Below are 22,044 nucleotides of genomic sequence, written 5' to 3'. Positions count from 1 at the left end.
CAGTGGCAGTGATTCGTGGGTGAGAGTGGGGATATCTCGATGGCTGAGATCATTGATCTGGAACGATGGCGAGCAATCAGACGTCAGCCGCGAACGGTTGCGGCGGGACCGGCGCGTATTTTGCTGTTCCTTGGTGTGCGCTATGAGCGCCATCAGGATGACCATGCTTTGCCGGCATCAAAGAGGCTCGCTGGCCGCGGCAAGACGCCCTCCCGTCGCCGCCGCCGCAACGTGTCGTGATCGGCAGGCGCGCCTACCGAGGTGCGGCGCTGGCCGCCGCGCTCACCATGGCAGGCTGTGCCGCGCCGGTTGGCGATCTGGGACGGCGCGATAGCGGTATCTTTGCCTCGACCATTACCAATGTCTCCGGCCCGTTTTCGGTTGTGGCTGGAAAAGTTCCCCCTTCTCCTTTGCCAATGACCGATGAGGAGCGCGAACTGCGCAATGTCGGTTGGGATCTCGCGCGCCCGCCTGACCGCGATGTGCCCGGCAATGCCATTTACCAGTTCGCCTGGTGGCGGGCCCTTCCCGATGGCTGGTATGCAAATTACCCCAAGGCCTATTATTCCGCCTTGTTCACGCTTCCCGTCGCTTCGCACGAAACCCGCTACGCAAGGCTCATCGAGCAGGCGCAATACGACGCCAAGCGCATGCCGGCCTTTCGCCTGATTGCCACCAGGGTTGGCAAGGCGGACGGGGCGCGGATCGCGGCGGCCCGATCGCTGAATGCGGACGCTGAATTGAGCGCGGCGGCCGAGCGGCGCGTCGACGAGAATACCGGTGTCATCCGCAGTGTCTGCCAGGCACTTGGCCTGCGCGATCAAGCCTATCGCTACGTGCTGGGTCGCCTGATCGTTGAAACACCGTCGACGCGGGCAGTTGAGGCGGAAGCGGCGATTGATGCTCTCTCATGGGAAATTACGGCCTGCCTTCCTGCCATTGGCGCAACCTCGGATGAGCGCTCCGCCCCTGGCGAGCGCCGCGAGCGCAAACGTCTGCCGCCGCTGATCACCAAATAGGCGCGGACTATTGTCCTGACCGGCATTCGAGCTGTTTCAGCTCAGCCTCCACGCGCAGCCGTGAGCCGGGAAATGGCACCAGGGCGCGAATGAGGACAAAGCCGCGCGCATCAGGCGATGCGACCAGCAATTCCTGTTCGGCATCCTCCGGCAGATCAGCGCGAAAGCGCACCACATCATCGCCAGTCATCACGCGCAGCGAAAGCGGTCGTTCCCCGAATGCGCGATTGTTGATCGCGTAATAGACCATGCCGCGCCGGTCATGAGCGAAAAATCCCCAATAGGGGAGGCTGAGCCTGCCGCTGATCCGCACCGGCCCGCTTTCGTCGAGATCATAGCGGCAGATGGCGATGATCGTCATCGGGTCATTGCGCGGCACCAGATCCGAAACACCATCGGTTGTCGTCACGAGCGCGAATGTTCCAACATCGCCGAGCTTGGCAAGTTTCGTCCAGCTATCGATCGGGGTGAGAGACGGCACCAGCAAGATCGCGCTGACATGAGTGAGCGCTGCGAGCAGAAACGCTATGATAATCAAGACGCCTGAGCGGTAAAGCGCGGTCATGGACATTGCAGACGCGTAATGACCGGCCAGATGGGCTGTACACCACCTGATTCATTGGCAAGCGGCGTGTCATATAATCGCAGCGTCAGCCGTAACGGTTCGGCTCCTGCCAGTGGGATCCAATTGCCCGCGCGCGGCAGCGACGAGGCAACCAGATTGATCTTGCCATCGGCGCCGCGAACGATCTCGCTCGACGTAAAGCCGAAGCGCTGAGACGGATTATCGATCAACCGGCCATCGCGGTACGACACGGCAAGCGTCCAATAGCGGGCCGGAGGCACGTCACCGGCGATCGTATAGGTGCAATGAGCTGAAAGAGCGTTTCCTGCGCTGTCGCGTTCCGCAACGAGTGTCAGCCCCTCGCCACCACCCAAAGGCAGTTCACCGGAGCGTGCCAGCATCGCCTTGCTGTAGGGGTCGGCAAATATGCCCCCGAGGCGGGGATTGCCGATCCACGGTCCAAAGCGCAGCTTGTTGAAACCCAGTTCCCGATCAAGGGCTGCTTGCGTCAACAACAGGCCGAGCAAGACGCCGCAGAACATCGAGACCATGATGGTCAACGGCCGGCGCAAATTGATGTCCTCAATTTTGCTGCGGCAGCGCCGACAGGCGCGCATCGGGACGATCAGCCGATGGCACCGTGAGGGGCGGCGCTGAACGCAATTGCCGCTCGATCCGCTTCAGCACTTCGGCCGATTGCTTCGACAAGGCGAGCGAGCGCAATGGCGCGACGCTTGCCGGCGCGGAGACGTCCACCCCTCCCGCCAGTGTGGCGCGCGACAGCCGTGTGAGCGGCTCATCGGCTACGCCAAATAGCGCCCGCCTCTCGACGCCACGATGCGCGTGGCTCATGAATTCCTGCCACGTCATCGCCGGCAGGGTGCCGCCGGTCATGCGGTTCATGGGTGTCGAATCATCATTGCCGAACCATACTGCTGTCGTGAAATTACCCGTGTAACCCACAAACCAGGCGTCACGGTAGGCGTTCGTCGTGCCTGTTTTTCCTGCCGCCCGAATGCCATCGAGCTGGGCACGCGTAGCGGTGCCGCGCTCGACGATCTCGACCATGACACCAACCAGATCAGCAACCGCCTTGGGCGGAAAAACCTGGGTCTGCGGCGGTCCGTCGCGGTCGGTACGATAAAGGATGTCGCCCTTGGGGTTGCGAATTTCCACGATCCCGTGCGCTTTCACCGATTTGCCCCCGCTGGCAAAATGCGCGTAGCCCTGTGCCATCTCGATTACTGTCAGATCAGCGACGCCCAGAGGCAGAGACGGCGTGTTCGGCAGCTCCGATTCGATACCGGCCTTCCGCACCGTTTCAATGATTTTCGCTCGTCCAATGGCGGCCGTCAGTCGCACGGGAACGGTGTTGATCGAGCGCACCAGAGCTTCTGTCAGGTTCATGGCGCCGGAATAGCCGCCGGAATAATTCTTGGGGCTCCAATTGCCAATCGTGATCGGCGCATCGACGATGGCCGTCTTCGGCGAGTAACCATTCATGAATGCGGTCAGGTAGACATAAGGCTTGAATGAGGAGCCGGTCTGGCGCTGGCCGGTGACCGCCCGGTTGAATTGCGACGAGCCATAATCGCGCCCGCCAACCATGGCTCGTATCGATCCGTCGATATCAAGGCTGACCAGCGCGCCCTGATCGACGTCATAGGCATCGCCGGATTTGCGCAGCGCATCCTCAATCGCCTGATCAGCCCGGCGCTGCAGATTGACGTCGATCGTCGTCTTGACCGTGAGCGTCCGCTCTCCGCGCGGCACCAGCCGCTTGACCTCATCAAAAGCCCAATCGAGGAAATAGTTCGGGCTCTCGTCATTGCGCCGCGCCACTGGCGTCGCCGGATTGCGGCGTGCCCCCCACACCTGCCCCTCGGTGAGGTAGCCGGCCTCGACGAGATTGGTCAGCACCTGATTGGCCCGCCCGCGCGCTGCCGGCAGGTTGATGTGCGGCGCGTAGCGGCTCGGCGCCTTGAACAGGCCCGCCAGCATGGCCGCCTCCGCCAGGGAGATATCGCGGACCGACTTGCCAAAATAAAAGTTTGACGCCGCTTCAACGCCAAACGCGCCGCCGCCCATATAAGCGCGATCAAGGTAGGTCTTGAGGATTTCACGCTTGCTGAGATTGACCTCAAGCCATAGCGCCAGAAACGCCTCACGGATTTTGCGCTCGATGGTGCGTTCATTGGAAAGGAATAGATTCTTAGCAAGTTGCTGCGTCAATGACGAGCCGCCCTGCACGATGCCAGCGTGGCGCGCGTTCTCGACGATAGCCCGCGCTGTGCCAGGAACGTCAATGCCGAAATGTTCGAAAAAGCGACGATCCTCCGTCGCCAGAGTCGCCTGAACCAGATAGGCGGGAATATCTTCGAGCCTGACGGACTCTGTATGCCTGATCCCGCGCTGGCCGATTTCGTTACCGGCGCGATCCAGAAAGACGATGGCATAATCCTGCGCGCTGCGCCAATCGACCTTCGCGTATTCAAAGGCGGGTTTGGCAAAGGCAAGCAGAAGCATGCCGCCAAGGACAGCAAATGTCAGACCGTCCGAAGCAAATTCCACGGCGATACGCTTGACGCCGACAACCCCGAACCTGTCCATGAACACGGTGAAGCCGTCATAGCTTTGTTTGAGCACCGCGCCGCAGCGATAGAGCGTGTCATCGATCATCGAATCGATTTCGAGAAGGCCGAAAGACCAACGGCTTTTTTTTGTTTTTGGCGCCATAGACCTGAGGTCGACGGCCGCTTGCGGATCGGGCGCGCCTGTCTGCCTGTTGTCCTGATCAGCTGGAATTTTCATGGCCTATCAACCGAAATCGCGGAAATCAACGAACAGAACGGGTTTCTGGCAGGAAGGCGCTGCCTCGATCGCTCTTTCAGCATGACAGGACGGCGAAAACAAGTCATCGCTGGCCGCTCGCGTTTGGGACAGTTTCACATGGCCGCTCCGTTCTGGGAAGAAAAAACACTTGATGAGATGACCTCCCAGGAATGGGAATCGCTATGCGATGGCTGTGGCCGCTGCTGCCTCAACAAAATAATTGACGAGGAAACAGATACCATCATCTGGACGTCGGTTGCCTGCGATCTTCTCGATTGCAAGGCATGCCGTTGCGGTGACTACGACAACCGGTCGAAACGCGTGCCCGATTGCGTCAAGCTGACGCCTGCTGGCGTGCGCGAATTACCCTGGCTGCCGCCGACATGCGCCTACGTTCTCGTTGATCAGGGCAGGCCGCTGTACTGGTGGCACCATTTAGTGTCCGGATCGCGCCAGACGGTCCATGAGGCTGGCATATCGGTCAGAAATCGTGTGTCGGCGCGCGAAAGCGATGTTGCAGTGGAGGATTATGAGCTGCACGCCATTACCTGGGATCCTGTCATGACGCCCAAATCCGGGTCATAGGAAAAGCGATTTCATGATATAGGTATTTATACCTAGGAATATATTCTTGACGTGAACGCTGGTTTCAGGCATCCTCGCTATATTCCGAAATTGCGCGCTGCACCGATGTCCTGACCGCCCCGAGGCGGACGAACACGTGTGCTGTCATTGCTCCTCAACGAGGTCGCCGCCTTATGGCCAGCCGTCAGGCAGGATCGCAAAACTGGGTGAAGATACGTCAGGCATTCGAATCAGGCGAAACATTTGTTGCTCTGGCGCACCGGTTTTCTCTGCACCGCACAACGATTGCCCGCCACGCCCGCCGCGCCGGTTGGAGCAGAGCAGACAAGGCGGCAATGGCGGTCAGCGCTGATGTCATCACTGCCGTGCCAGGGAAATCAGCGCCGGCTGACTGTCACCGTCTTTGTCCTGGCCTTGCCGCCTGCTTTCATCGTCCGGCCTTGCAGGCGCGCCTTTACGCCGGGCTTGAGCGGCGGATTACCGCCTTTGCGAATGCCGCGCCCGGCACCGCCGAGGGGGATGTCAAGAGCCTCACCGTGCTTGTCCAAACGCTGCAGCGTCTCGCCGCACTCGATAGCCAGCTCACGCCGGCAACAAATGTGGAGATGGGCGGAGATGCGGCGTCTATCCATGAAGAGCTTGCGCGCCGCCTATCTCGCCTTGCCGACGCGACGGATGAGGGACCGCTTCCTGAAGGGGCTGAGTGATCGCGAAGCAGCCGCCTGGCTCTTTGCGTTTGAAAAGGAATGGGCGCGCCCTGAGCAATTGCCGCCGCCGGGGGACTGGAGAACCTGGCTGTTTATGGGCGGGCGTGGCGCCGGCAAGACGCGCGCCGGTGCCGAGTGGATCAGGTCACGCGTGATGGGCGCTGATCCGCCGTCCCGCATTGCACTCATTGGTGAAACCTACGCGGATGTGCGCGACGTGATGATTGACGGCGTGTCGGGCCTGCTCGCTGTCTATCCTCCGGGAGAGCGGCCAAGCTGGCTACCCTCGCGCCGGCGCCTCGAATGGCGAAACGGAACGATCGCTCAGGTCTTTTCGGCTGACGAACCAGATGGCCTGCGAGGGCCGCAATTCGACCTCGCCTGGGCCGACGAAGTCGCTAAATGGCGCTACGCGGAGCGGTGCTGGGACAATCTGCAATTTGCTTTGCGCCTCGGCGTCCGGCCACGGCAATTGGTGACGACGACACCTCGCCCGCTGCCACTCCTGCAGCAGCTCTTAAATGCACCGGACTGTGTGGTGACAAGGGCTGGAACCGCCGCCAATCCCTATTTGCCAGCGGCGTTCCTCGAGGCGATGCAGCGAAAATATGGCGGGACAAGATTGGGGCGTCAGGAGCTTGACGGCGACATCATCACCGAGCGTGCGGACGCGTTGTGGACGCGCGAGATCATCGAAGCTGCACGGCGCCAGGAAGCGCCACACTTGAAGCGTATTGTGATCGCCATCGACCCGGCGGCCACCTCACGCCGCAACGCCGATGCAACCGGCATCGTCGCGGCGGGACAGGGGGCTGATGGCAGAGGTTACGTGCTTGACGATGCCACGATCAGTAACGCCCGCCCCGACCAGTGGGCAGCGCGCGCGGTCGCGCTTTATCATCGCCACGAAGCAGATGCGCTCGTGGCGGAAGTCAACCAGGGTGGCGATATGGTCGCCGCCGTCATCGCCGCGGTCGACCCGCAGGTGGTGGTGACGCCGGTGCGCGCGACGCGCGGCAAGGTCCTGCGCGCCGAGCCCATCGCCGCGCTCTATGCGCAAGGGCGTATCAGTCACGTTGGCTGCTTTCCCGCGCTTGAAGATGAATTGTGTGATTTTGGTGTGGATGGTCTTTCCGGTGGCCGCAGCCCCGATCGCTTGGACGCTCTCGTCTGGGCGCTGACCGCACTCCGTTTGACGACTGATGCAGCGCCGCGTTTGCGCAGTTTGTGACCCTCTTTCCACTGGAGCATGTCGATGGTGTGGAATATGCCCCGCTTCCTGCGGTGGGCAAGCGCTGAGCGCGTGCCTGCGACCAAGGCCTCGCTTGCCGGCCCGCTGATCGCGATGAGCGAACCAGGTCGTGCGGTTTGGCTGCCGCGCGATTATGCGAGCCTCGCCCGCGAGGGTTACGCCAAGAACCCGGTTGTCTTTCGTTGCGTCCGGCTCATTGCCGAGCAGGTAGCGGCGGTTCCCTTGCTGGCACGCGACGGGCGCGATGAACTGGATACCCATCCGGTCCTGTCACTTCTTGAGCGGCCAAATCCGCGCCAGTCGCGCGCCGCCTTCCTGGAGGCTGTCGTCAGCCATCTTCTGCTTGCCGGCAACGCCTATATCGAGGCCGCGTTCGTCGATGGACGGCCAGCCGAGCTTTTTGCGCTTCGTCCCGATCGCATGCAGGTTGTGCCGGGCGTGCGCGGGTGGCCGGAAGCCTATGATTATACAGTCGGCAGCCAGACCATGCGCTTCCGCCAGGAGGTTCCCGCTGGCGATGTGTCGCCCATCCTCCACATCGCCTTTTTCCATCCGGTCAATGATCATTATGGCCTGGCGCCTCTGGAGGCGGCCGGCGTGTCGCTCGATACGCTCAACGCGGCGGCTGCGTGGAACAAGGCTCTTCTCGATAATTCGGCAAGGCCTTCAGGCGCTCTCGTCTATGCACCAAGCTCCGGCGCCACGCTGAGCCGTGAACAATTCGAGCGCTTGAAAGAGGAATTGTCCGACAGCTTTTCCGGAGCAGCCAATGCGGGTCGCCCGCTCCTTCTGGAGGGCGGGCTTGACTGGAAAGCCCTGTCGCTGTCGCCGCGCGATCTTGATTTTGTTGAGGCCAAGAATGCGGCCGCGCGCGAGGTGGCGCTGGCTTTTGGTGTTCCGCCGCAGCTGCTCGGCATCAAGGGAGACGCGACATACTCGAATTACGTCGAGGCCAATCGCGCCTTCTATCGCCAGACGGTGATGCCGCTTCTGGGGCGTGTGCTCGGCGCCATTGAACACTGGCTGCAACCGCTTCTGGGAACCGTCAGGCTTGATGTCGACAGCGATGCCGTCGACGCCCTGTCGGCCGATCGCGAGGCGCTGTGGCAACGCGTTGGCGCGGCCGATTTTCTGACCAATGACGAAAAGCGCGAAGCCGTTGGCTATGGCCGCTTGCAACGTGCTGACGGCGGAACGGAAGACACCTCGTTGTGAGCCGGCGCGCAACCCAATTCATTTTCCGGAGATGATCTATGGCTATGTCGACACCACGCCTGCCGCCCCCTGCTATCACCGCCGAGGGCGTCTTTTCCGGCTATGCGTCGCTCTTTGATCGCCCCGACCAGGCGCGTGACATCGTTGCGCCAGGCGCCTTTCAAGCGAGCCTCGCATCGCGCGGTCCAGGTGGCGTCAAATGCCTCTACCAGCACGATCCCTCTGAGCCGATCGGCGTGTGGCTCGCGCTGGAGGAAGACCGCATCGGCCTGCGGGTGACAGGAAAGCTCCTGCCGGAGGTTGCGCGTGCGCGCGATGTATTTGCGCTCATCCGTGCTGGCGCCCTCGACGGCCTGTCGATCGGCTTTCGCGCTGCCGAGGCGGTGCGTGAGCCGCAACGCCGTCTGCGGCGCCTGAAACGTATCGATCTTTGGGAAATCTCGGTTGTGACCTTTCCCATGCTTCCAGGCGCCCGCATCGGCGCCTGACACTGTCCGTCGCACTCTGTTTTGTCGTCTCATTGGGAACGAAAGGATCGCCCATGACCAATTATGCCTGCAGTGAAACCAAAGCCTTTCCGGCTGCCAAGACGTTCGAGGATTTTAAAGAAGTCAACGATGAACGGCTTGATGAAATCGAGCGTCGTGGCACGAGCGATGTCCTGCTGGACGAAAAGCTCGAACGCATCGATGCGCACCTCAACCGTCAGGATGAGCGGATCCGCAGCCTCGCGCTGAAAGCCGCCCGTCCGCAGCTGGAAGGTGGTGAACCGCGTCTGGTTGGTGAGCATGGACGTGCGTTCCAGGCGTATATCCGACGCGGCGATGCGGGCGCTCTCGGTCGCCTTGAAGCAAAGGCACTGTCGATCGAGTCCAATCCCGATGGCGGCTATACCGTGACACCTGAAGTCGATGCCATGATCGGCGCACGGTTGGCGCAGATCTCGCCGATCCGCCGCATTGCAACCGTGCGGCAGGTGTCGAGCGCCACCTTCCGCAAACCCTTCGCCTCGACCGGTTTTGCGGTAGGCTGGGTGGGCGAACAGGTTGCCCGACCGCAAACAACAACGCCAACGCTCAATGCGCTCGATTTCCCCACGCTCGAGCTTTACGCCATGCCGGCCGCAACCGGCGCCCTTCTGGATGACAGCGCAGTCGACATCGAACGCTGGATTGCTGACGAAGTTGAAACGGCTTTTGCGGAACAGGAAGGACGTGCGTTCGTTGTGGGCAACGGTACCTCGCAACCCCGAGGTTTTCTCACCTCGACGATTGTCGCTGAAGCAAGCTGGAGCTGGGGCAGGCTGGGTTACGTGACCAGTGGCGCGGCGGCAGATTTCGTGACGCTCAATCCATCCGACCGTCTTGTCGATCTCGTCTATGCATTGCGCGCTGGCTATCGCCAGAATGCCAGCTTCGTCATGAACCGGCGTACGCAGTCAGCGGTCCGCAAGTTCAAGGACACGCAGGGCCAGTATCTATGGCAGCCGCCGGCGCAGCCGGGCGGCGTTGCGAGCCTGATGAACTTCCCCGTCATCGAAGCAGAAGACATGCCGGATGTCGGCGCCGACACCACGCCGATTGCCTTTGGTGATTTCCGCCGCGGCTACCTGGTCGTTGATCGCATCGGTACCCGCATCCTGCGCGACCCCTATTCCGCCAAGCCCTATATCCTCTTCTATACCACCAAGCGTGTCGGCGGCGGCGTGCAGGATTTCAACGCCATCAAGCTCCTCAAGATCGCCACGACCTGATCTTCAATCTGGCGGGAGGCGCGTTGCCGCCTCCCGCTTTGCTCCAGCTCTTGCCCACAAGGGACCCGCCCATGCCGTCCGCCCTTCTTGTGCCGCCGGGGGAAGAACCCGTTACTCTTGCCGATCTCAAATCCCAGCTTCGCGTTGAGACCAATGATGAAGATGCGCTCCTGATCAGCTTCATCGCGGCCGCCCGTGCCCATGTCGAGGCGTTGACGCGCCGTCGCCTGGTGACGCAGAACTGGCGTGTCTATCTTGACGTCTGGCCGCAGCGCAGTCGCGCCTCGCCGTTCGGACGCGTTGTCGAATTGCCTTTGGCGCCCGTCGCACGCGTGCTTGCCATACGTGTCTATGATGAGCTGGGCGTGGCGCAGATCGTTGAACCGCAGCAATACCGCCTCGATCAGGCTCATGTTCCCCCAAGGCTGATCGTCGATGGTGTCGGCCGGCAGCCGGGCCGTAACGGGAATGGCATCGAGATCGATGTCGTGGCCGGGTATGGTGACGCGGCTCTTGTGCCGGCGCCCCTCAAGCAGGCGATCCTTCGTCTTGCTGCGCTGTGGTTTGAGCATCGGCACGACAGCGATATCGCCAATCTGGCGCCGACCCCTCCAGTCGTCGACGCCCTGATCGCACCTTATCGGGTGCTGTGGTGAGCGATCCCGGCAGACTGCGCCACCGCTTCGTCCTGGAAGCTGCCTCTGATCTCGACGATGGAGCGGGCGGCGTTGTACGCACCTTTACTCCGGCTGGCGCCTTATGGGCCGATATGACGCCGCTTGGCCTCGCGACGAGGTTCAGCGACGGCGCGCTGGAAAGTCGTGCCACCCACCATCTGCGCTTGCGAAACGGGCCGGCGGTATCGCTCGATCATCGCTTGCGACTGGGCGGGGATCGTTTGTTTCGCATCCTCGCCCACCGCTCCGCCGAACCAGGCTACCGGCTCATCCTGGTTGAAGAAATCCAACCGTAAATGCTCTCTTTCCGAGGGATAATCCAATGCTTCCTTCACCCGGCTTTGCCTTGCAGCAGGCCTGCGTTGCGACGCTCAAGGCAAATGCGACGCTACGCTCGCTGCTTGGCGGCGAGCGGATCTATGACGCCCCGCCTGCGCGCCCACCCTATCCCTATGTGATCGTCGGCCCGCACACGCTGCGTGATTTTTCAAGCAGTGAGAGTTTCGGCAAAGAGCATATTTTCACCATCTCCGCCTATTCGCGCAGCGCCGGATTGCGCGAAGCCTATGTGCTTGCCGAAGCAATCAGCGCCGCCCTCACGACGGCGTCGTTGTCACTCACCGGTCACCATCTTGTCCTGTTCAGATTTGATACCGCCGACATTCGCCGCGAGGCAGATGCCCTGACCTCGCGCGCCTCCATCACGTTCCGCGCCATTAGCGAACCCATCAGCTGAGGAGTTTCAACCCATGTCTGCTCAAAAGGGACGCGACCTCCTGCTCAAGGTCGACAGCGCCGGCCAGGGGTCGTTCGTCACTGTTGCCGGCCTGCGCACCCGCACCATTTCCTTCGGTGCCGAGACCGTCGATGTCACGACTGCCGAAAGTACCGGCCAATGGCGTGAGCTGCTTGCCGGCGCCGGAGCCAAGCGCGCGCGCCTGTCTGGCGCCGGCATTTTCCGCGACCAGAGCTCGGACGCCGAAGTGCGCCGCCTTTTCTTCGACGGGACCATCGCCAATTGGCGTGTCGTCATTCCTGAATTTGGAAGCATCGACGGCCCTTTCCAGGTGACGGCCCTTGAATATGCCGGTAGCCACGATCGCGAAATGACCTTTGATCTGACGCTTGAAAGCGCTGGATATCTGGTCTTCACAGCCATGGTTTGAACCATGGTCAATCGACGCCGGGGCGAAATCGAGGCCGAGCTCGATGGCCGCCCGTATACGCTCTGCCTCACCCTTGGTGCGCTGGCCGAGCTCGAGAATGCCTTTGGCGCCTCCGATCTGCTGGGACTTGCCGAGCGCTTCGAACAGGGGCGGATCGCCGCCAGCGACGCGCTGAAGATCATCGCTGCGGGATTACGCGGCGGTGGCCACTCGCTGACGATCCATGACGTTGGCGAGATGCAGGTCGATGGCGGCGCTGCAGGCTATGTCCGCATCGTTGCCGAGTTGCTTGCTGTTACCTTTGGCGCCGACGATGCCAGTGAACAATCACCATCGACGAGCGGGCGGGAGGCGCCTGCGGCCCGCCCTCGTCCGGCGCGGGAGGCTCCCTCCCGGCCTCCCGCGTCCCCTTCCCATGGGATGAGGTGATGGCGCTGGGCTTTGCTCAATGGCATTTGCCGCCCGATGCCTTCTGGCGCCTGACGCCGCGTGAGATCGCTGGCGCCGTCGCCGGCCAGACCGGTAGCCGCGCCAGGCCACTGAGCCGCGCCCGCTTGAGTGACCTGTTGAAACTCTACCCGGATGAAACGTAATGGCCACCGATCCCGAAACTGAGACTGTGCCGACATCGCTCACACTCGATACGTCGGGCTTTCGCCGCGAAGTGTCGAATGCCGAGAGCCTGGGCAAGGGCCTGTCGAGAACGCTGACAAGGGCCTTCACCGATGTCGCCGTCAGCGGTAAATCGCTCGGCGATGTTGTTGGCTCGATCTCGCAGCGCCTCGCCAGACTTGCCGTATCGAACGCGTTGAAGCCGCTCGAGCAGAGCTTTGGCGACGTCTTTAAATCGCTGACGAAAGGTGTTGGCGGCCTTTTCGGCGGAGGAGGGGCAACCGGGCAGAACGGCGCCAGCGACGGCGCGGGAGAGGGTGCATCCCTGTTACCGTTTGCTCAAGGGGGTGTGATCTCATCGCCCACCTTCTTTCCGCTTGGTGGCGGACGTGGACTTGCCGGCGAGGCAGGCGCGGAAGCGATCCTTCCCCTGGGACGTGGCCCCGATGGGCGGCTGGGCGTGCGCGGTCTTGGCGGCGGCGATGACGCTGCGAACATTACGATCAATATTCAAACTCCCGATGTCGAAGGCTTCCGTCGCTCGGAAGCTGAAGTAGCCGCCAGCATCGCCCGCCTCGTTGGTCGCGGTCGCCGCTCGCTCTGAACATCATCATTGCCAGACCCCTGCCTCAGGAGCCGCTCGTCATGCCGGCGCTGCCATCGTTTCACGAAGTGCGTTTTCCTCTTGCCATCGGCTTCAATGCCAAAGGCGGGCCTGAGCGGCGCACCGAGATCGTCACTTTAGGCTCCGGCGCCGAAGAGCGTAACGCGCGATGGGCTCATTCGCGCCGCCGCTATGACGCGGGTCCGGGTGTGCGTTCGCTCGAGGATCTTGGGCGGATTGTCAGTTTCTTCGAGGAGCGGCGCGGGCGTCTTTTTGGCTTTCGTTTCCGCGATCCGCTAGACGCCGCATCAGCCGCGCCTGCTCACGCTGTCACGCCTCTCGATCAGTTGATCGGCGTGGGCGATGGCACGACAGCCGCTTTCCAGTTGCAGAAATCATATGGCGTTGGCGCAACGCTTTACGTCCGCCCGATCCGTAAGCCCGTCCTTGGAAGTGTCCGCGTCGCGATCAATGGCAGCGAAAAAACTGCCGGGCGGGATTTTGATGTCGATCCGGCGACCGGCATCGTCACTTTCCCGGCGGACGCCCGTCCCGGGAGCGGCGCTACTGTCAGCGCAGGTTTCTCGTTTGATGTTCCCGTTCGCTTTGACAGCGACCAGCTCAACATCAATTTCGACGGCTTTCGGGCCGGTCAGATACCGTCAATTCCCCTCGTTGAAATTATCGTGTGATCGCCAAAAGAACCGTTCCGCCAGCATTGGATTTTTGTGATGCGACAACTCTCTTCCGGTCTCGCCGCGCATCTTGCCGGCAAGACGACGACGCTCGCGCGATGCTGGCGGATCGCCCGTAGCGATGGCCGTATCCTTGGCTTCACCGATCATGATCAACCGTTGAATTTCGGTGGCACCAGCCATGAGCCGGCGGCGGGTTTCACGGCAAGCGACATGCCGGCCTCGCTTGGCCTGTCGGTCGATACATCAGATATTTCCGGTGCGCTCGTGTCGGCAGTTCTTGATGAGGCCGACCTTGCGGCCGGCCTTTATGATAACGCGCGTGTCGAGGTGTGGCTCGTCAACTGGTCAACGCCGGACGAACGGCTTCTGCTGGAAGTCGGCAGTATCGGTGAGATCACCCGTATGGGGAGCGCCTTCAAGGCCGAAATCCGTAGCCTGTCGCATACGCTTGATCAGGAGCGCGGGCGCATCGTGTCGTCGACCTGCGATGCGGACTTCGCTGATGCTCGCTGTGGCGTTAACAGCAGCAACCCGCGTTTTGGTGGTCAGGGGAGCATCATCGAGGTGATGGGCCCACGACGCATTCGCGTTTCAGGGCCAACAAGCGTGCCCGCAGGCTATCTCGCGCGCGGTTCGTTGCGCTGGGCGAGCGGCGAAAATATCTCCCGTCGCGCCGAAATCCGCAATGATCAGGATGATGGCTTCGGCCGCGTTCTCGATCTCTGGGAGCAGCCCGCCCGCATGCCGGCGCAAGGCGACAGCTTCGATGCGCTGGCTGGTTGTGACAAGCGGTTTGAGACCTGCGTCAACCGCTATGCGAATGCCGTTAATTTTCGCGGCTTTCCCTTTCTGCCGGGCAACGACTTCGTCGCAGGCTATGCCCGCAGCGGAGAAACCAATGATGGCGGTGCGCTGATATGAGCAAGATCGATCCTGCCGCCATCATTGCCGAGGCACGAAGCTGGCTCGGCACGCCGTACCGTCATCAAGCCGGTGTCAAGCATATCGGCTGCGATTGTCTGGGACTGGTGCGAGGCGTCTATGAAGCCGTTATCGGTCGCGCGAGCGAAGAACCGCCAGCCTATTCCGCGCTATGGGCGGAGGAACGGCCAGACGAGATTCTGCTGCAGGCAGCCGCCCGTCATCTTGAACCTCACGATGGCGATCAGTTTCAGCTTGCCGATGTCCTGGCGTTCCGCTGGGCGTTGGCCTTCCCAGCCAAGCATCTGGCGATTGTCACGGCGCCCGACCGCATGATCCACGCCTATGACGGTGCTGCGGTGGTCGAGACCGCCATCGGCCCGTGGTGGCGCCGGCGCATCGCCGGTGTCTTCTCCTTTCCCGGAGTGCTGAGGCCATGACGACGCTTCTCCTCTCAGCCGCCGGCTCTGCTGTTGGCGGCGCTGTTGCTGGACCCTTCGGTGCCTTTGCCGGCCGCCTCGTCGGGTCACTTGCCGGCGCTGCTATCGACCAGGCTTTGACCGGCGGTGGATCGTCAGGCGGGGCAAGGCAGGTTGACGGCCCGCGTCTCACCGACCTTAACGTGCAGGCGTCGAGCGAAGGAACATCCATCCCCCTCGTCTATGGGCGCGCGCGTGTCACCGGCCAGGTCATATGGGCGACGCGGTTTGAAGAAGTGGCGACCAGCCAGACGCAAAGCCAGACGACGGGAGGAGGGGGAGGCAAGGGCGGCGGCACGGCAAGCTCCGCTCGCGCGAGCACCGTTTCAACGACCTATGCCTATTTCGGCAATTTTGCCGTTGGCTTGTGCGAAGGACGCATCGCACATCTTGGTCGTATATGGGCCGACGGCAAGCCACTCGATCAGGCAGGGGTCGTTTTGCGATTTTATCACGGCGATGAAGCTCAGGCTCCCGATCCCCTGATCCAGGCAAAACAGGGCACACCCGACGTCCCGGCTTTTCGTGGTCTGTCATATGTCGTGTTCGAGCGCCTTCCGCTTGGCCCTTATGGTAATCGCCTGCCGCAATTGTCATTTGAAGTCATACGCCCCATCGGCCGGCTGGAAGAGCGGTTAAGCGCCATCAATATCATTCCAGGTGCGGGCGAATTTGCCTATCACACGAGCGAAGTGCGGCGTGACTTCGGGCTTGGATCAAGCGCCAGCGAGAACCGCCATACCGGCCAGATGGGCACGGACTTCGTTGCGTCTCTCAACGAGCTTAAGGCGGTTGCGCCAAACCTGCAGCATGCAGCCCTCGTCGTTGGATGGTTTGGCGATGATCTGCGCTGTGGTTCATGTCAGGTCACGCCCGGCGTCGATATTGCAACAAAAGTCACGACGGGTGACACCTGGAAAGTAGGCGGTATTGAGCGCGCCAACGCCCATGTCGTTTCGCAGATCGATGGTCGCGCCGCCTATGGCGGGACGCCATCTGATGCCAGTGTGCGCGCCGGCTTGCGCCAGTTGAAGGCGCTGGGGTTAAGCGTCACGCTGACGCCGTTCCTGTTCATGGATGTGCCAGTGAACAACGGACGTGATGATCCATGGACGGATAGCGAAAATCAGCCAGCCTACCCTTGGCGAGGCCGGATCACCTGCGATCCGGCGCCAGGCAGGTCAGGTACACCGGACAAGACGAGCGATGCTGCCAACCAGATTGCAGCCTTTTTCGGGACGGCCTCAGCGAGTGACTTTTATCTGAGCGGCGAGGATGTCGTCTATGTCGGGCCGGTCGAATGGTCATACCGCCGCATGGTGCTCCACAACGCTTACCTGGCCAAAGCCAGTGGTGCCGTCGATTGTTTTCTTATCGGTTCGGAGCTTGTGTCACTCACCCGCGTGCGCTCGTCGCGGACGAGCTTTCCAGCCGTCGCGCAACTGATCGCGCTTGCCGATGAGGTGCGCGGCGTTTTGGGCTCCGGAGTTAAAGTCTCCTATGCCGCCGACTGGACCGAGTACGGCGCTTATGTTCCTGGCGATGGTTCGGCTGACGTTCATTTTCCCCTCGATCCTTTGTGGGCGCATTCCGCCATCAGCTTTGTCGGCATTGATCTTTACGCGCCCCTGTCAGATTGGCGCGATGGTGATCACGAGGATGCGAAGATCGCCACCTCGGCGGCCAGCCGCGCCTATCTCCACTCCCGGCTTGGCGCCGGCGAGGCGTTCGACTGGTACTACGCCGATGACGGCGCGCGTGCGCGCCAGACGCGGCTTGCGATCAGCGACGGCGCTTATGGAAAACCCTGGGTATACCGCGCCAAGGACCTCAAAAGCTGGTGGAGCAATCCTCATATCACGCGCCTTGGCGGGATTGAAACGACCGCGACCGCCTGGCAGCCGGCCAGCAAGCCCATCCGCCTGACCGAAATAGGCATACCGGCTGTCGACAAGGGTGCGAACCAACCCAACCTGTTTCCTGACCAGCGCTCAAGCGAATCCGGTTTTCCGTTTGCTTCGTCACGCGCCCGCGACGATTTCATTCAACGCCGCGCGCTTGAAGTCATCATCGATCATTTTGATCCAACGACCAGCGAGGGCGCCAGCGCCAATCCCTTGTCCCCGGTCTATGACGGCTACATGGTGGATCCGTCAGCCAGCCATGTATGGTGCTGGGATGCCCGGCCATGGCCAGCCTATCCCGCTCTGGCCGACATCTGGGGAGATGACGCCAATTGGCACACCGGGCATTGGCTTAACGGGCGACTGGGCGCAGCCCCGCTCGATCAGTTGCTTCCAGCGCTGAGCACTCATTTTGCCGGGCCGATACTCGCCGCCGATGACGCGGAAGGGGTGGCACAAGGCTATGTCGTCGATCGGGTTATGTCGGGACGATCGGCGATTGAACCGCTGGTCAGAGTGTATGGTCTCGATCTGCGCGAGCGTGACGGTGCGCTCATCGCTTCCTCTCGCGGCAACAAACCGGTTGCCAGCCTGGCCGCCGATGAGCTTGCCATTGACGGCAAGGACGACCGCCCTCGGCTTCAGCGTGCCCAGGAAACCGAGTTGCCGGCAAGCGTCACCTTGATCATCGCCGACGCGGATCGCGATTTTCAACGTGCCGCCGTTACAGCACGCCGCGTGACAGGTGGCTCGAACCGTCAGACAGTGAGTGAGGTCGGCCTCATCGAGCCGGCTGAGTTTGCCGAGGCGCAGGCCGAACTTTTGCTGCGGCGCGCCTGGGCGGCGCGGGAGAAGGCGGAATTCAGCCTGCCGCCCTCGGCGCTTGCGCTCGAAGTCGGCGATATCGTTACCCTTGAGTGCAATAGCGGCCCCTGTCTGCTTCGTCTGACGAGCCTTGATCGTGACGGTCCGCGCAAGGCAAGTGCCGAAGCCGTTGACCCGGCGCTGTCGCTGCCAACCGGGACCAATCGCCGGCCAACGCTCAGCCAGCGCTTGCCAAGCCCGGGTCAGGCTTTTGCGCTCGTGCTTGATCTGCCGCGCCGGCCTGGCGATACAACGGCTCATCGCCCTTTGCTTGCCGCCACCGCCACGCCCTGGCCAGGCGGATTGACATTGTGGCGACAGACGACCGCAGGCTTTCAGGCATCCGCCCACGTGGCGCGCCCTGCAACCATTGGCACGCTGGCGACGCCGCTTTTGCCCGGCCCTGTATGGCGCTTCGACCGCGCTGCAGCGGTGCAGGTCAAGCTCGCTTCAGGTGCGCTGACCTCCATGAGCGAAGACGCAATCCTCGATGGCGCCAATGTGGCGGCGCTTCGTCATGGCAACGGTGAGTGGGAGATCCTTCAATTTACCAGCGCGCGCCTGGTCGGCGAGCGGCTCTATGAACTGACGGGACTACTGCGTGGCCAGCTTGGCAGTGAGGCTCTTGCGGCTGATAGCGTTCCGGCAGACGCCTTCTTTGTTGTGCTGGATGACGCCCTGTTGCCCTTCCCGGTGTCGACGGATGATATCGCCCGCCCCGGCACCTGGCGTCTGGTCCCGGACAAGCTGTTCTTCGATGATCCGGCCGCGCTAAATCTGTCGGTAACGCCGACCGGAATCGGCCTGCGACCGCTGGCGCCAACCGGGCTTAAAGCCTCGCGCGATGGTACAGGCGTGCACATCAGTTTCATCCGCCGTACCCGCGGTGACGGCGACAGCTGGCAATTGGCCGAGGTGCCGATCGAAGAAGCGAGTGAAGCCTACCAGGTCGACATACTCAGTGGCGCAACCGTGAAGCGATCACTGATGGTGACGTCACCAAACGCTCTTTACGGCGCCAGCGATGAATTGGCTGATTTTGGCACGCCACAACGCGAGATCGTTCTTCGCGTGTCACAGCTCAGCGCCGTGCTCGGGCCGGGCTTGTCAACGACGCAAACACTTTTTCCCTGAGTGATTGACACGACGCTTGTCTCTCTCTGTTGTGAGGAATTCCGATGCCGACCACCTCCAATCTCAAACTGCCGTTGATCGCGCCGGCGCAGGCGCAAAAGCACGTGACCCATAACGAGGCGCTGACGGCGCTCGATGCTTTGATCTTTCTGGCCGTCAGCAGTCGCCGCAGGACGTCACCGCCCGCCAGCCCTGCCGATGGTGAACGTCACCTCATCGCGGCTGCTGCAACTGGTAGTTGGCTTGGTCGCGACAAAAATCTGGCGGTATTCCTTGATGGCGGCTGGCGTTACTACGCGCCGCAAGCCGGTTGGATGGCACGCATTCTCGATGAGCGTATCGTCCTCAGTTTCGATGGCGTCGACTGGGTTGATCTGGTCAATGCCGGCGGTTTGTCGAGCCTGCAGAATTTGACCCGGTTGGGTGTCGGGACGACAGCGGATGCGAGCAACGAGTTAGCCTTCAAGGGCAATAATCTGCTGGTCAGCGCCAAGTCGACAAGCGAGGGTGGCAGCGGCGATGTGCGCGCTAAAATCAACAAGCTTGCAACGGCGAATACGGCGTCATTGCTGTTCCAGAATGGCTACTCGGCGCGCGCTGAGATCGGGCTCATCGGCGATGACGATCTGGTGTTGAAACTGAGCGCTGACGGCAACACATGGGTGGAGGCGTTTCGGGCAAGAGCGATGGGGGGGCAATTGTCAGTCAGCAACGCTACCGCTGATACTCATGCGTTAAACCGAATAACCGCCGACGGTCGCTATCTTGCCCTAGTCGCTCAATCGCTTACAAGCACGCAACAGACGCAGGCGCGCGCAAATCTGGGGTTGGGTACAGCGGCGATCCTGAACGCGGGCGGGGCCAATGGGCTTGCACAATTTAATTCTATCGGCGTTTTGGCCCTTCCTGCGAGTGCGCTGACTGTCGGGCAGATAACATTAGGGTATGGCGCAAGCTCTATCGCCAGCAATGTTGCATTAGGGGTCAACGTGCTGCCTGCCAACACAACGGGGGCCAATAATGTGGGTGTCGGCGAAGCGGCACTGCTTCGCAACACGACAGGGGCTAGCAATGTGGCAACCGGTCGATGGGCGATGCTGTATAACACCGCAGGTTCTAACAATACGGCTGTCGGCGATCTCGCGTTGATAAATAATTTGACCGGCAATAACAATACGGCTGTCGGCGCAAACGCCTTGTCTAATGTGAGCTCGGCCTTGAATTGTTCCGGCCTTGGAGCAAACAGCCAGGTGACCGGCAGTAATCAGGTTCAGCTGGGCGATTCCAGCACCACCACTTACGTTTACGGCACGGTCCAGAACCGTTCGGATGAGAGAGACAAGGCCGATATCAGGCCAACGCGTCTCGGGCTTGATTTTGTCAACATGCTGGAGCCCGTTGATTATCGTTACGATCTGCGTGAGGATTATCGCGAAGCACCTCCGCTCGCCCCGCCTGCCCTGCCGTCCGAGGCCAGCGCGGAAGATGTTGAGAGGCGCGCGGCGGCAATGAGCGAATATGTCGCTCAACGCGATCTGTGGGCGGAGAATTCAAAGCTTGCCGCCATCAGCCGTGACGGGAGCAAAAAGCGCAAGCGCTACCATAGCGGCCTGATTGCTCAATCGGTCGAAAGTGCTGTTACTAAAACGGGTTTTGACACGCGCGGATGGGGCGCGGTGCAAAACCATGCACTGTCCGGCGGTGATGAGGTGATGAGCCTTGGCTATGATCAATTCGTCCCCGTTTTGGTCAAGGCGTGCCAGGAATTGTCAGCGCGCGTGATCGCTCTCGAAAAACGCCTGGCAGATACCGATCCGGCATAAGCCGACACCCTTTTCATCAATGGAGAATACCATGCGGATTTCCCTCCGCATTGCCGCTGCTGCGGCTGTGCTGATCTGTGCGCCTGCGAGGGCGGAGCAAAGCCCCAATTGGGATATCCCCTTGCAGGACGCCCGGCAGGCCACCCCAGCGCCTCGCCAGAAGGCGCCGCGCGTGAGGGAGGGCAAGCGCCCGGTCGACCTCACGGCCCTTACCAGTCACCCGCTATTGACGATTGCCGCCCGCTATGTCGGCAGGTCCGGGCCGTCGCTCGGCCTGCCGTCCCGTTTGTGGTGCCGTGACTTCGTTAATTTCGTGCTCGCCAAGAACGGCACGCCGGCCGGCAATCGCTCGCGCCGCGCCATTGACGCCCTGCGCCTTGGTCCGCGCGTATCAAGCCCGCGCGCTGGCGATCTCGCCGTCATGCGCCATCACGTCACCATTGTTGCCGGCGTCCATGGCGGCAAGGTGATCGGGCTTGGCGGCAATCAGGGCCGGCGCGTCAAACTGTCGAGCTATGATTCCCGGCGCGTCGTCGGTTTCGTCCGCGTGCTGTGAGCCTTTCGGGATTTCCGAATAACTGAAAAAGGAGCCACTGCCCATGCGTGGTGATATCGCCGCTTGCGCCTGCATTGTCGTGGTCGCCTGTCTGCTTGCTCTTCTTGTGCCAGCTTTCATCGGTTTGCGGTGATGAAGCATCTTTCCGCCGATCTTCTGTGCGCCATCGTGCAAGCGCCGCGCGCCGGAAAGCATGTGCCGATTGTGGCTGCAATTGCCCGCGACCTGCCGGATATCCAGCGCGAACATGAGATCAATACGCCCTTGCGGCTTGCCCATTTCCTTGCGCAGATCGCCCATGAGAGCGATGGCTTTCGCACCGTCAATGAATATGCAAGCGGCAAGGCTTATGAAGGGCGCCGCGATCTTGGCAATACGCAGCCCGGTGATGGCATCCGCTTCAAGGGCCGGGGCCTCATCCAGCTCACGGGCCGTGCCAATTACCGCAAATTCGGCAAGCTTGCCGGGTTGAACCTCGAAGCCTCGCCAGTAGCTGCCGCCCATCTCCTTCACGTCACCGAGCTTGCCGCTTTGTTCTGGACGGACCGCAACCTTAATCCCAAGGCGGATGCTGACAATCTTGAAGCCATCACCAAAGCAATCAATGGCGGGCGCAACGGGCTCGCCAGCCGGCGCCTTTACCTTGCCCGTGCCAAGAAAGCGACAGGAGCCTGAATT

General features: G+C 61.6%; 25 protein-coding genes. 22 read left to right on the top strand and 3 right to left on the bottom strand.

Going from position 1 to position 22,044, the window contains the following annotated elements; genetic code table 11:
* Nucleotides 1-39 precede the first annotated feature (39 nt).
* Together ACINK1_RS00315 and ACINK1_RS00310 are read left to right on the top strand one after the other, a co-directional pair.
* Nucleotides 40-240, top strand: coding sequence for a hypothetical protein (locus ACINK1_RS00315; RefSeq protein ID WP_376799945.1), 201 nt, complete (start codon nt 40-42; stop codon nt 238-240).
* Nucleotides 237-1,019, top strand: coding sequence for a hypothetical protein (locus tag ACINK1_RS00310; protein ID WP_376799946.1), 783 nt, complete (start codon nt 237-239; stop codon nt 1,017-1,019). The genes ACINK1_RS00315 and ACINK1_RS00310 overlap by 4 nt, the downstream gene beginning before the upstream one ends.
* A 7-nt stretch (nt 1,020-1,026) precedes the next feature.
* Here ACINK1_RS00310 and ACINK1_RS00305 read toward each other — a convergent pair whose 3' ends face one another.
* From ACINK1_RS00305 to ACINK1_RS00295, 3 genes are read right to left on the bottom strand one after another with little or no spacing between them, the layout of a single operon-like run.
* Complete coding sequence (locus tag ACINK1_RS00305; protein WP_376799947.1) at nt 1,027-1,584, bottom strand: hypothetical protein; 558 nt, start codon at nt 1,582-1,584, stop codon at nt 1,027-1,029.
* Nucleotides 1,581-2,156, bottom strand: a complete 576-nt coding sequence (locus tag ACINK1_RS00300; RefSeq protein WP_376803067.1) for a DUF1214 domain-containing protein — start codon at nt 2,154-2,156, stop codon at nt 1,581-1,583. The genes ACINK1_RS00305 and ACINK1_RS00300 overlap by 4 nt, the downstream gene beginning before the upstream one ends.
* 10 nt (nt 2,157-2,166) lie before the next feature.
* Nucleotides 2,167-4,110 carry a transglycosylase domain-containing protein gene (locus ACINK1_RS00295; protein ID WP_395759938.1) on the bottom strand — a complete coding sequence of 648 codons (1,944 nt, stop codon included), beginning with the start codon at nt 4,108-4,110 and terminating at the stop codon, nt 2,167-2,169.
* A 423-nt stretch (nt 4,111-4,533) separates the two neighbouring features.
* On the opposite strand from ACINK1_RS00295, the gene ACINK1_RS00290 reads away from it, so the two are divergent.
* The 20 genes from ACINK1_RS00290 to ACINK1_RS00195 all read left to right on the top strand — a co-directional run bounded on the left by ACINK1_RS00290 (nt 4,534) and on the right by ACINK1_RS00195 (nt 22,041).
* Nucleotides 4,534-5,001, top strand: coding sequence for a YcgN family cysteine cluster protein (locus tag ACINK1_RS00290; RefSeq protein WP_376799950.1), 468 nt, complete (start codon nt 4,534-4,536; stop codon nt 4,999-5,001).
* A 173-nt stretch (nt 5,002-5,174) separates the two neighbouring features.
* Nucleotides 5,175-5,708 (top strand): hypothetical protein, encoded by a 534-nt coding sequence (locus ACINK1_RS00285; RefSeq protein ID WP_376799952.1) that lies wholly within the window; start codon nt 5,175-5,177, stop codon nt 5,706-5,708.
* The gene (locus tag ACINK1_RS00280; protein ID WP_376799996.1) at nt 5,677-6,939 is read left to right on the top strand and encodes a DNA-packaging protein; all 1,263 of its coding nucleotides are present in this window, start codon (nt 5,677-5,679) and stop codon (nt 6,937-6,939) included. The genes ACINK1_RS00285 and ACINK1_RS00280 overlap by 32 nt, the downstream gene beginning before the upstream one ends.
* Nucleotides 6,940-6,963: 24 nt before the next feature.
* Nucleotides 6,964-8,175, top strand: coding sequence for a phage portal protein (locus tag ACINK1_RS00275; RefSeq protein ID WP_376799954.1), 1,212 nt, complete (start codon nt 6,964-6,966; stop codon nt 8,173-8,175).
* Nucleotides 8,176-8,213: 38 nt separating this feature from the next.
* Nucleotides 8,214-8,663 (top strand): HK97 family phage prohead protease, encoded by a 450-nt coding sequence (locus ACINK1_RS00270; protein WP_376799956.1) that lies wholly within the window; start codon nt 8,214-8,216, stop codon nt 8,661-8,663.
* 53 nt (nt 8,664-8,716) lie between these two features.
* The gene (locus ACINK1_RS00265) at nt 8,717-9,928 is read left to right on the top strand and encodes a phage major capsid protein (protein ID WP_376799958.1); all 1,212 of its coding nucleotides are present in this window, start codon (nt 8,717-8,719) and stop codon (nt 9,926-9,928) included.
* 71 nt (nt 9,929-9,999) lie between these two features.
* A complete protein-coding gene (locus tag ACINK1_RS00260) occupies nt 10,000-10,584 on the top strand; it encodes a head-tail connector protein (protein ID WP_376799959.1) in 585 nt (194 codons plus the stop codon).
* Nucleotides 10,581-10,901, top strand: coding sequence for a head-tail adaptor protein (locus tag ACINK1_RS00255; protein ID WP_376799961.1), 321 nt, complete (start codon nt 10,581-10,583; stop codon nt 10,899-10,901). Before ACINK1_RS00260 ends, ACINK1_RS00255 begins: the two co-directional genes overlap by 4 nt.
* Nucleotides 10,902-10,927: 26 nt before the next feature.
* Entirely contained in the window at nt 10,928-11,341 is a 414-nt protein-coding gene (locus ACINK1_RS00250; protein WP_376799963.1) for a DUF3168 domain-containing protein, read from the top strand.
* A gap of 13 nt (nt 11,342-11,354) precedes the next feature.
* Nucleotides 11,355-11,771: a phage major tail protein, TP901-1 family gene (locus ACINK1_RS00245; protein ID WP_376799964.1), complete on the top strand. Its 417-nt coding sequence runs from the start codon at nt 11,355-11,357 to the stop codon at nt 11,769-11,771.
* Nucleotides 11,772-11,774: 3 nt separating this feature from the next.
* Nucleotides 11,775-12,200, top strand: coding sequence for a gene transfer agent family protein (locus tag ACINK1_RS00240; protein WP_376799965.1), 426 nt, complete (start codon nt 11,775-11,777; stop codon nt 12,198-12,200).
* On the top strand, nt 12,200-12,364 hold the full coding sequence (locus tag ACINK1_RS00235; protein WP_376799966.1) for a phage tail assembly chaperone: 165 nt from the start codon (nt 12,200-12,202) through the stop codon (nt 12,362-12,364). The genes ACINK1_RS00240 and ACINK1_RS00235 overlap by 1 nt, the downstream gene beginning before the upstream one ends.
* Nucleotides 12,364-12,987 carry a phage tail tape measure protein gene (locus tag ACINK1_RS00230; RefSeq protein ID WP_376799968.1) on the top strand — a complete coding sequence of 208 codons (624 nt, stop codon included), beginning with the start codon at nt 12,364-12,366 and terminating at the stop codon, nt 12,985-12,987. The genes ACINK1_RS00235 and ACINK1_RS00230 overlap by 1 nt, the downstream gene beginning before the upstream one ends.
* Before the next feature lie 41 nt (nt 12,988-13,028).
* Entirely contained in the window at nt 13,029-13,679 is a 651-nt protein-coding gene (locus ACINK1_RS00225) for a DUF2460 domain-containing protein (RefSeq protein WP_376799970.1), read from the top strand.
* Between the two features lie 39 nt (nt 13,680-13,718).
* Nucleotides 13,719-14,606 (top strand): DUF2163 domain-containing protein, encoded by an 888-nt coding sequence (locus ACINK1_RS00220; RefSeq protein WP_376799971.1) that lies wholly within the window; start codon nt 13,719-13,721, stop codon nt 14,604-14,606.
* Nucleotides 14,603-15,046, top strand: a complete 444-nt coding sequence (locus tag ACINK1_RS00215) for a peptidase P60 (protein ID WP_376799973.1) — start codon at nt 14,603-14,605, stop codon at nt 15,044-15,046. The genes ACINK1_RS00220 and ACINK1_RS00215 overlap by 4 nt, the downstream gene beginning before the upstream one ends.
* Complete coding sequence (locus tag ACINK1_RS00210) at nt 15,043-18,987, top strand: glycoside hydrolase/phage tail family protein (protein ID WP_376799974.1); 3,945 nt, start codon at nt 15,043-15,045, stop codon at nt 18,985-18,987. The genes ACINK1_RS00215 and ACINK1_RS00210 overlap by 4 nt, the downstream gene beginning before the upstream one ends.
* Before the next feature lie 44 nt (nt 18,988-19,031).
* A complete protein-coding gene (locus ACINK1_RS00205; RefSeq protein WP_376799976.1) occupies nt 19,032-20,810 on the top strand; it encodes a DUF2793 domain-containing protein in 1,779 nt (592 codons plus the stop codon).
* A gap of 31 nt (nt 20,811-20,841) precedes the next feature.
* The gene (locus ACINK1_RS00200) at nt 20,842-21,366 is read left to right on the top strand and encodes a hypothetical protein (protein WP_376799978.1); all 525 of its coding nucleotides are present in this window, start codon (nt 20,842-20,844) and stop codon (nt 21,364-21,366) included.
* 132 nt (nt 21,367-21,498) lie between these two features.
* On the top strand, nt 21,499-22,041 hold the full coding sequence (locus tag ACINK1_RS00195) for a glycoside hydrolase family 19 protein (RefSeq protein WP_376799980.1): 543 nt from the start codon (nt 21,499-21,501) through the stop codon (nt 22,039-22,041).
* Nucleotides 22,042-22,044 lie beyond the last annotated feature (3 nt).

Origin of the sequence: Raskinella chloraquaticus (SeqCode), from assembly GCF_021731865.1 — a bacterium.
Taxonomy (GTDB): domain Bacteria; phylum Pseudomonadota; class Alphaproteobacteria; order Rhizobiales; family UBA4765; genus Raskinella; species Raskinella chloraquaticus.
Note: the sequence above shows the minus strand (reverse complement) of the source record. Positions and strands in the feature narration are given on the sequence as shown.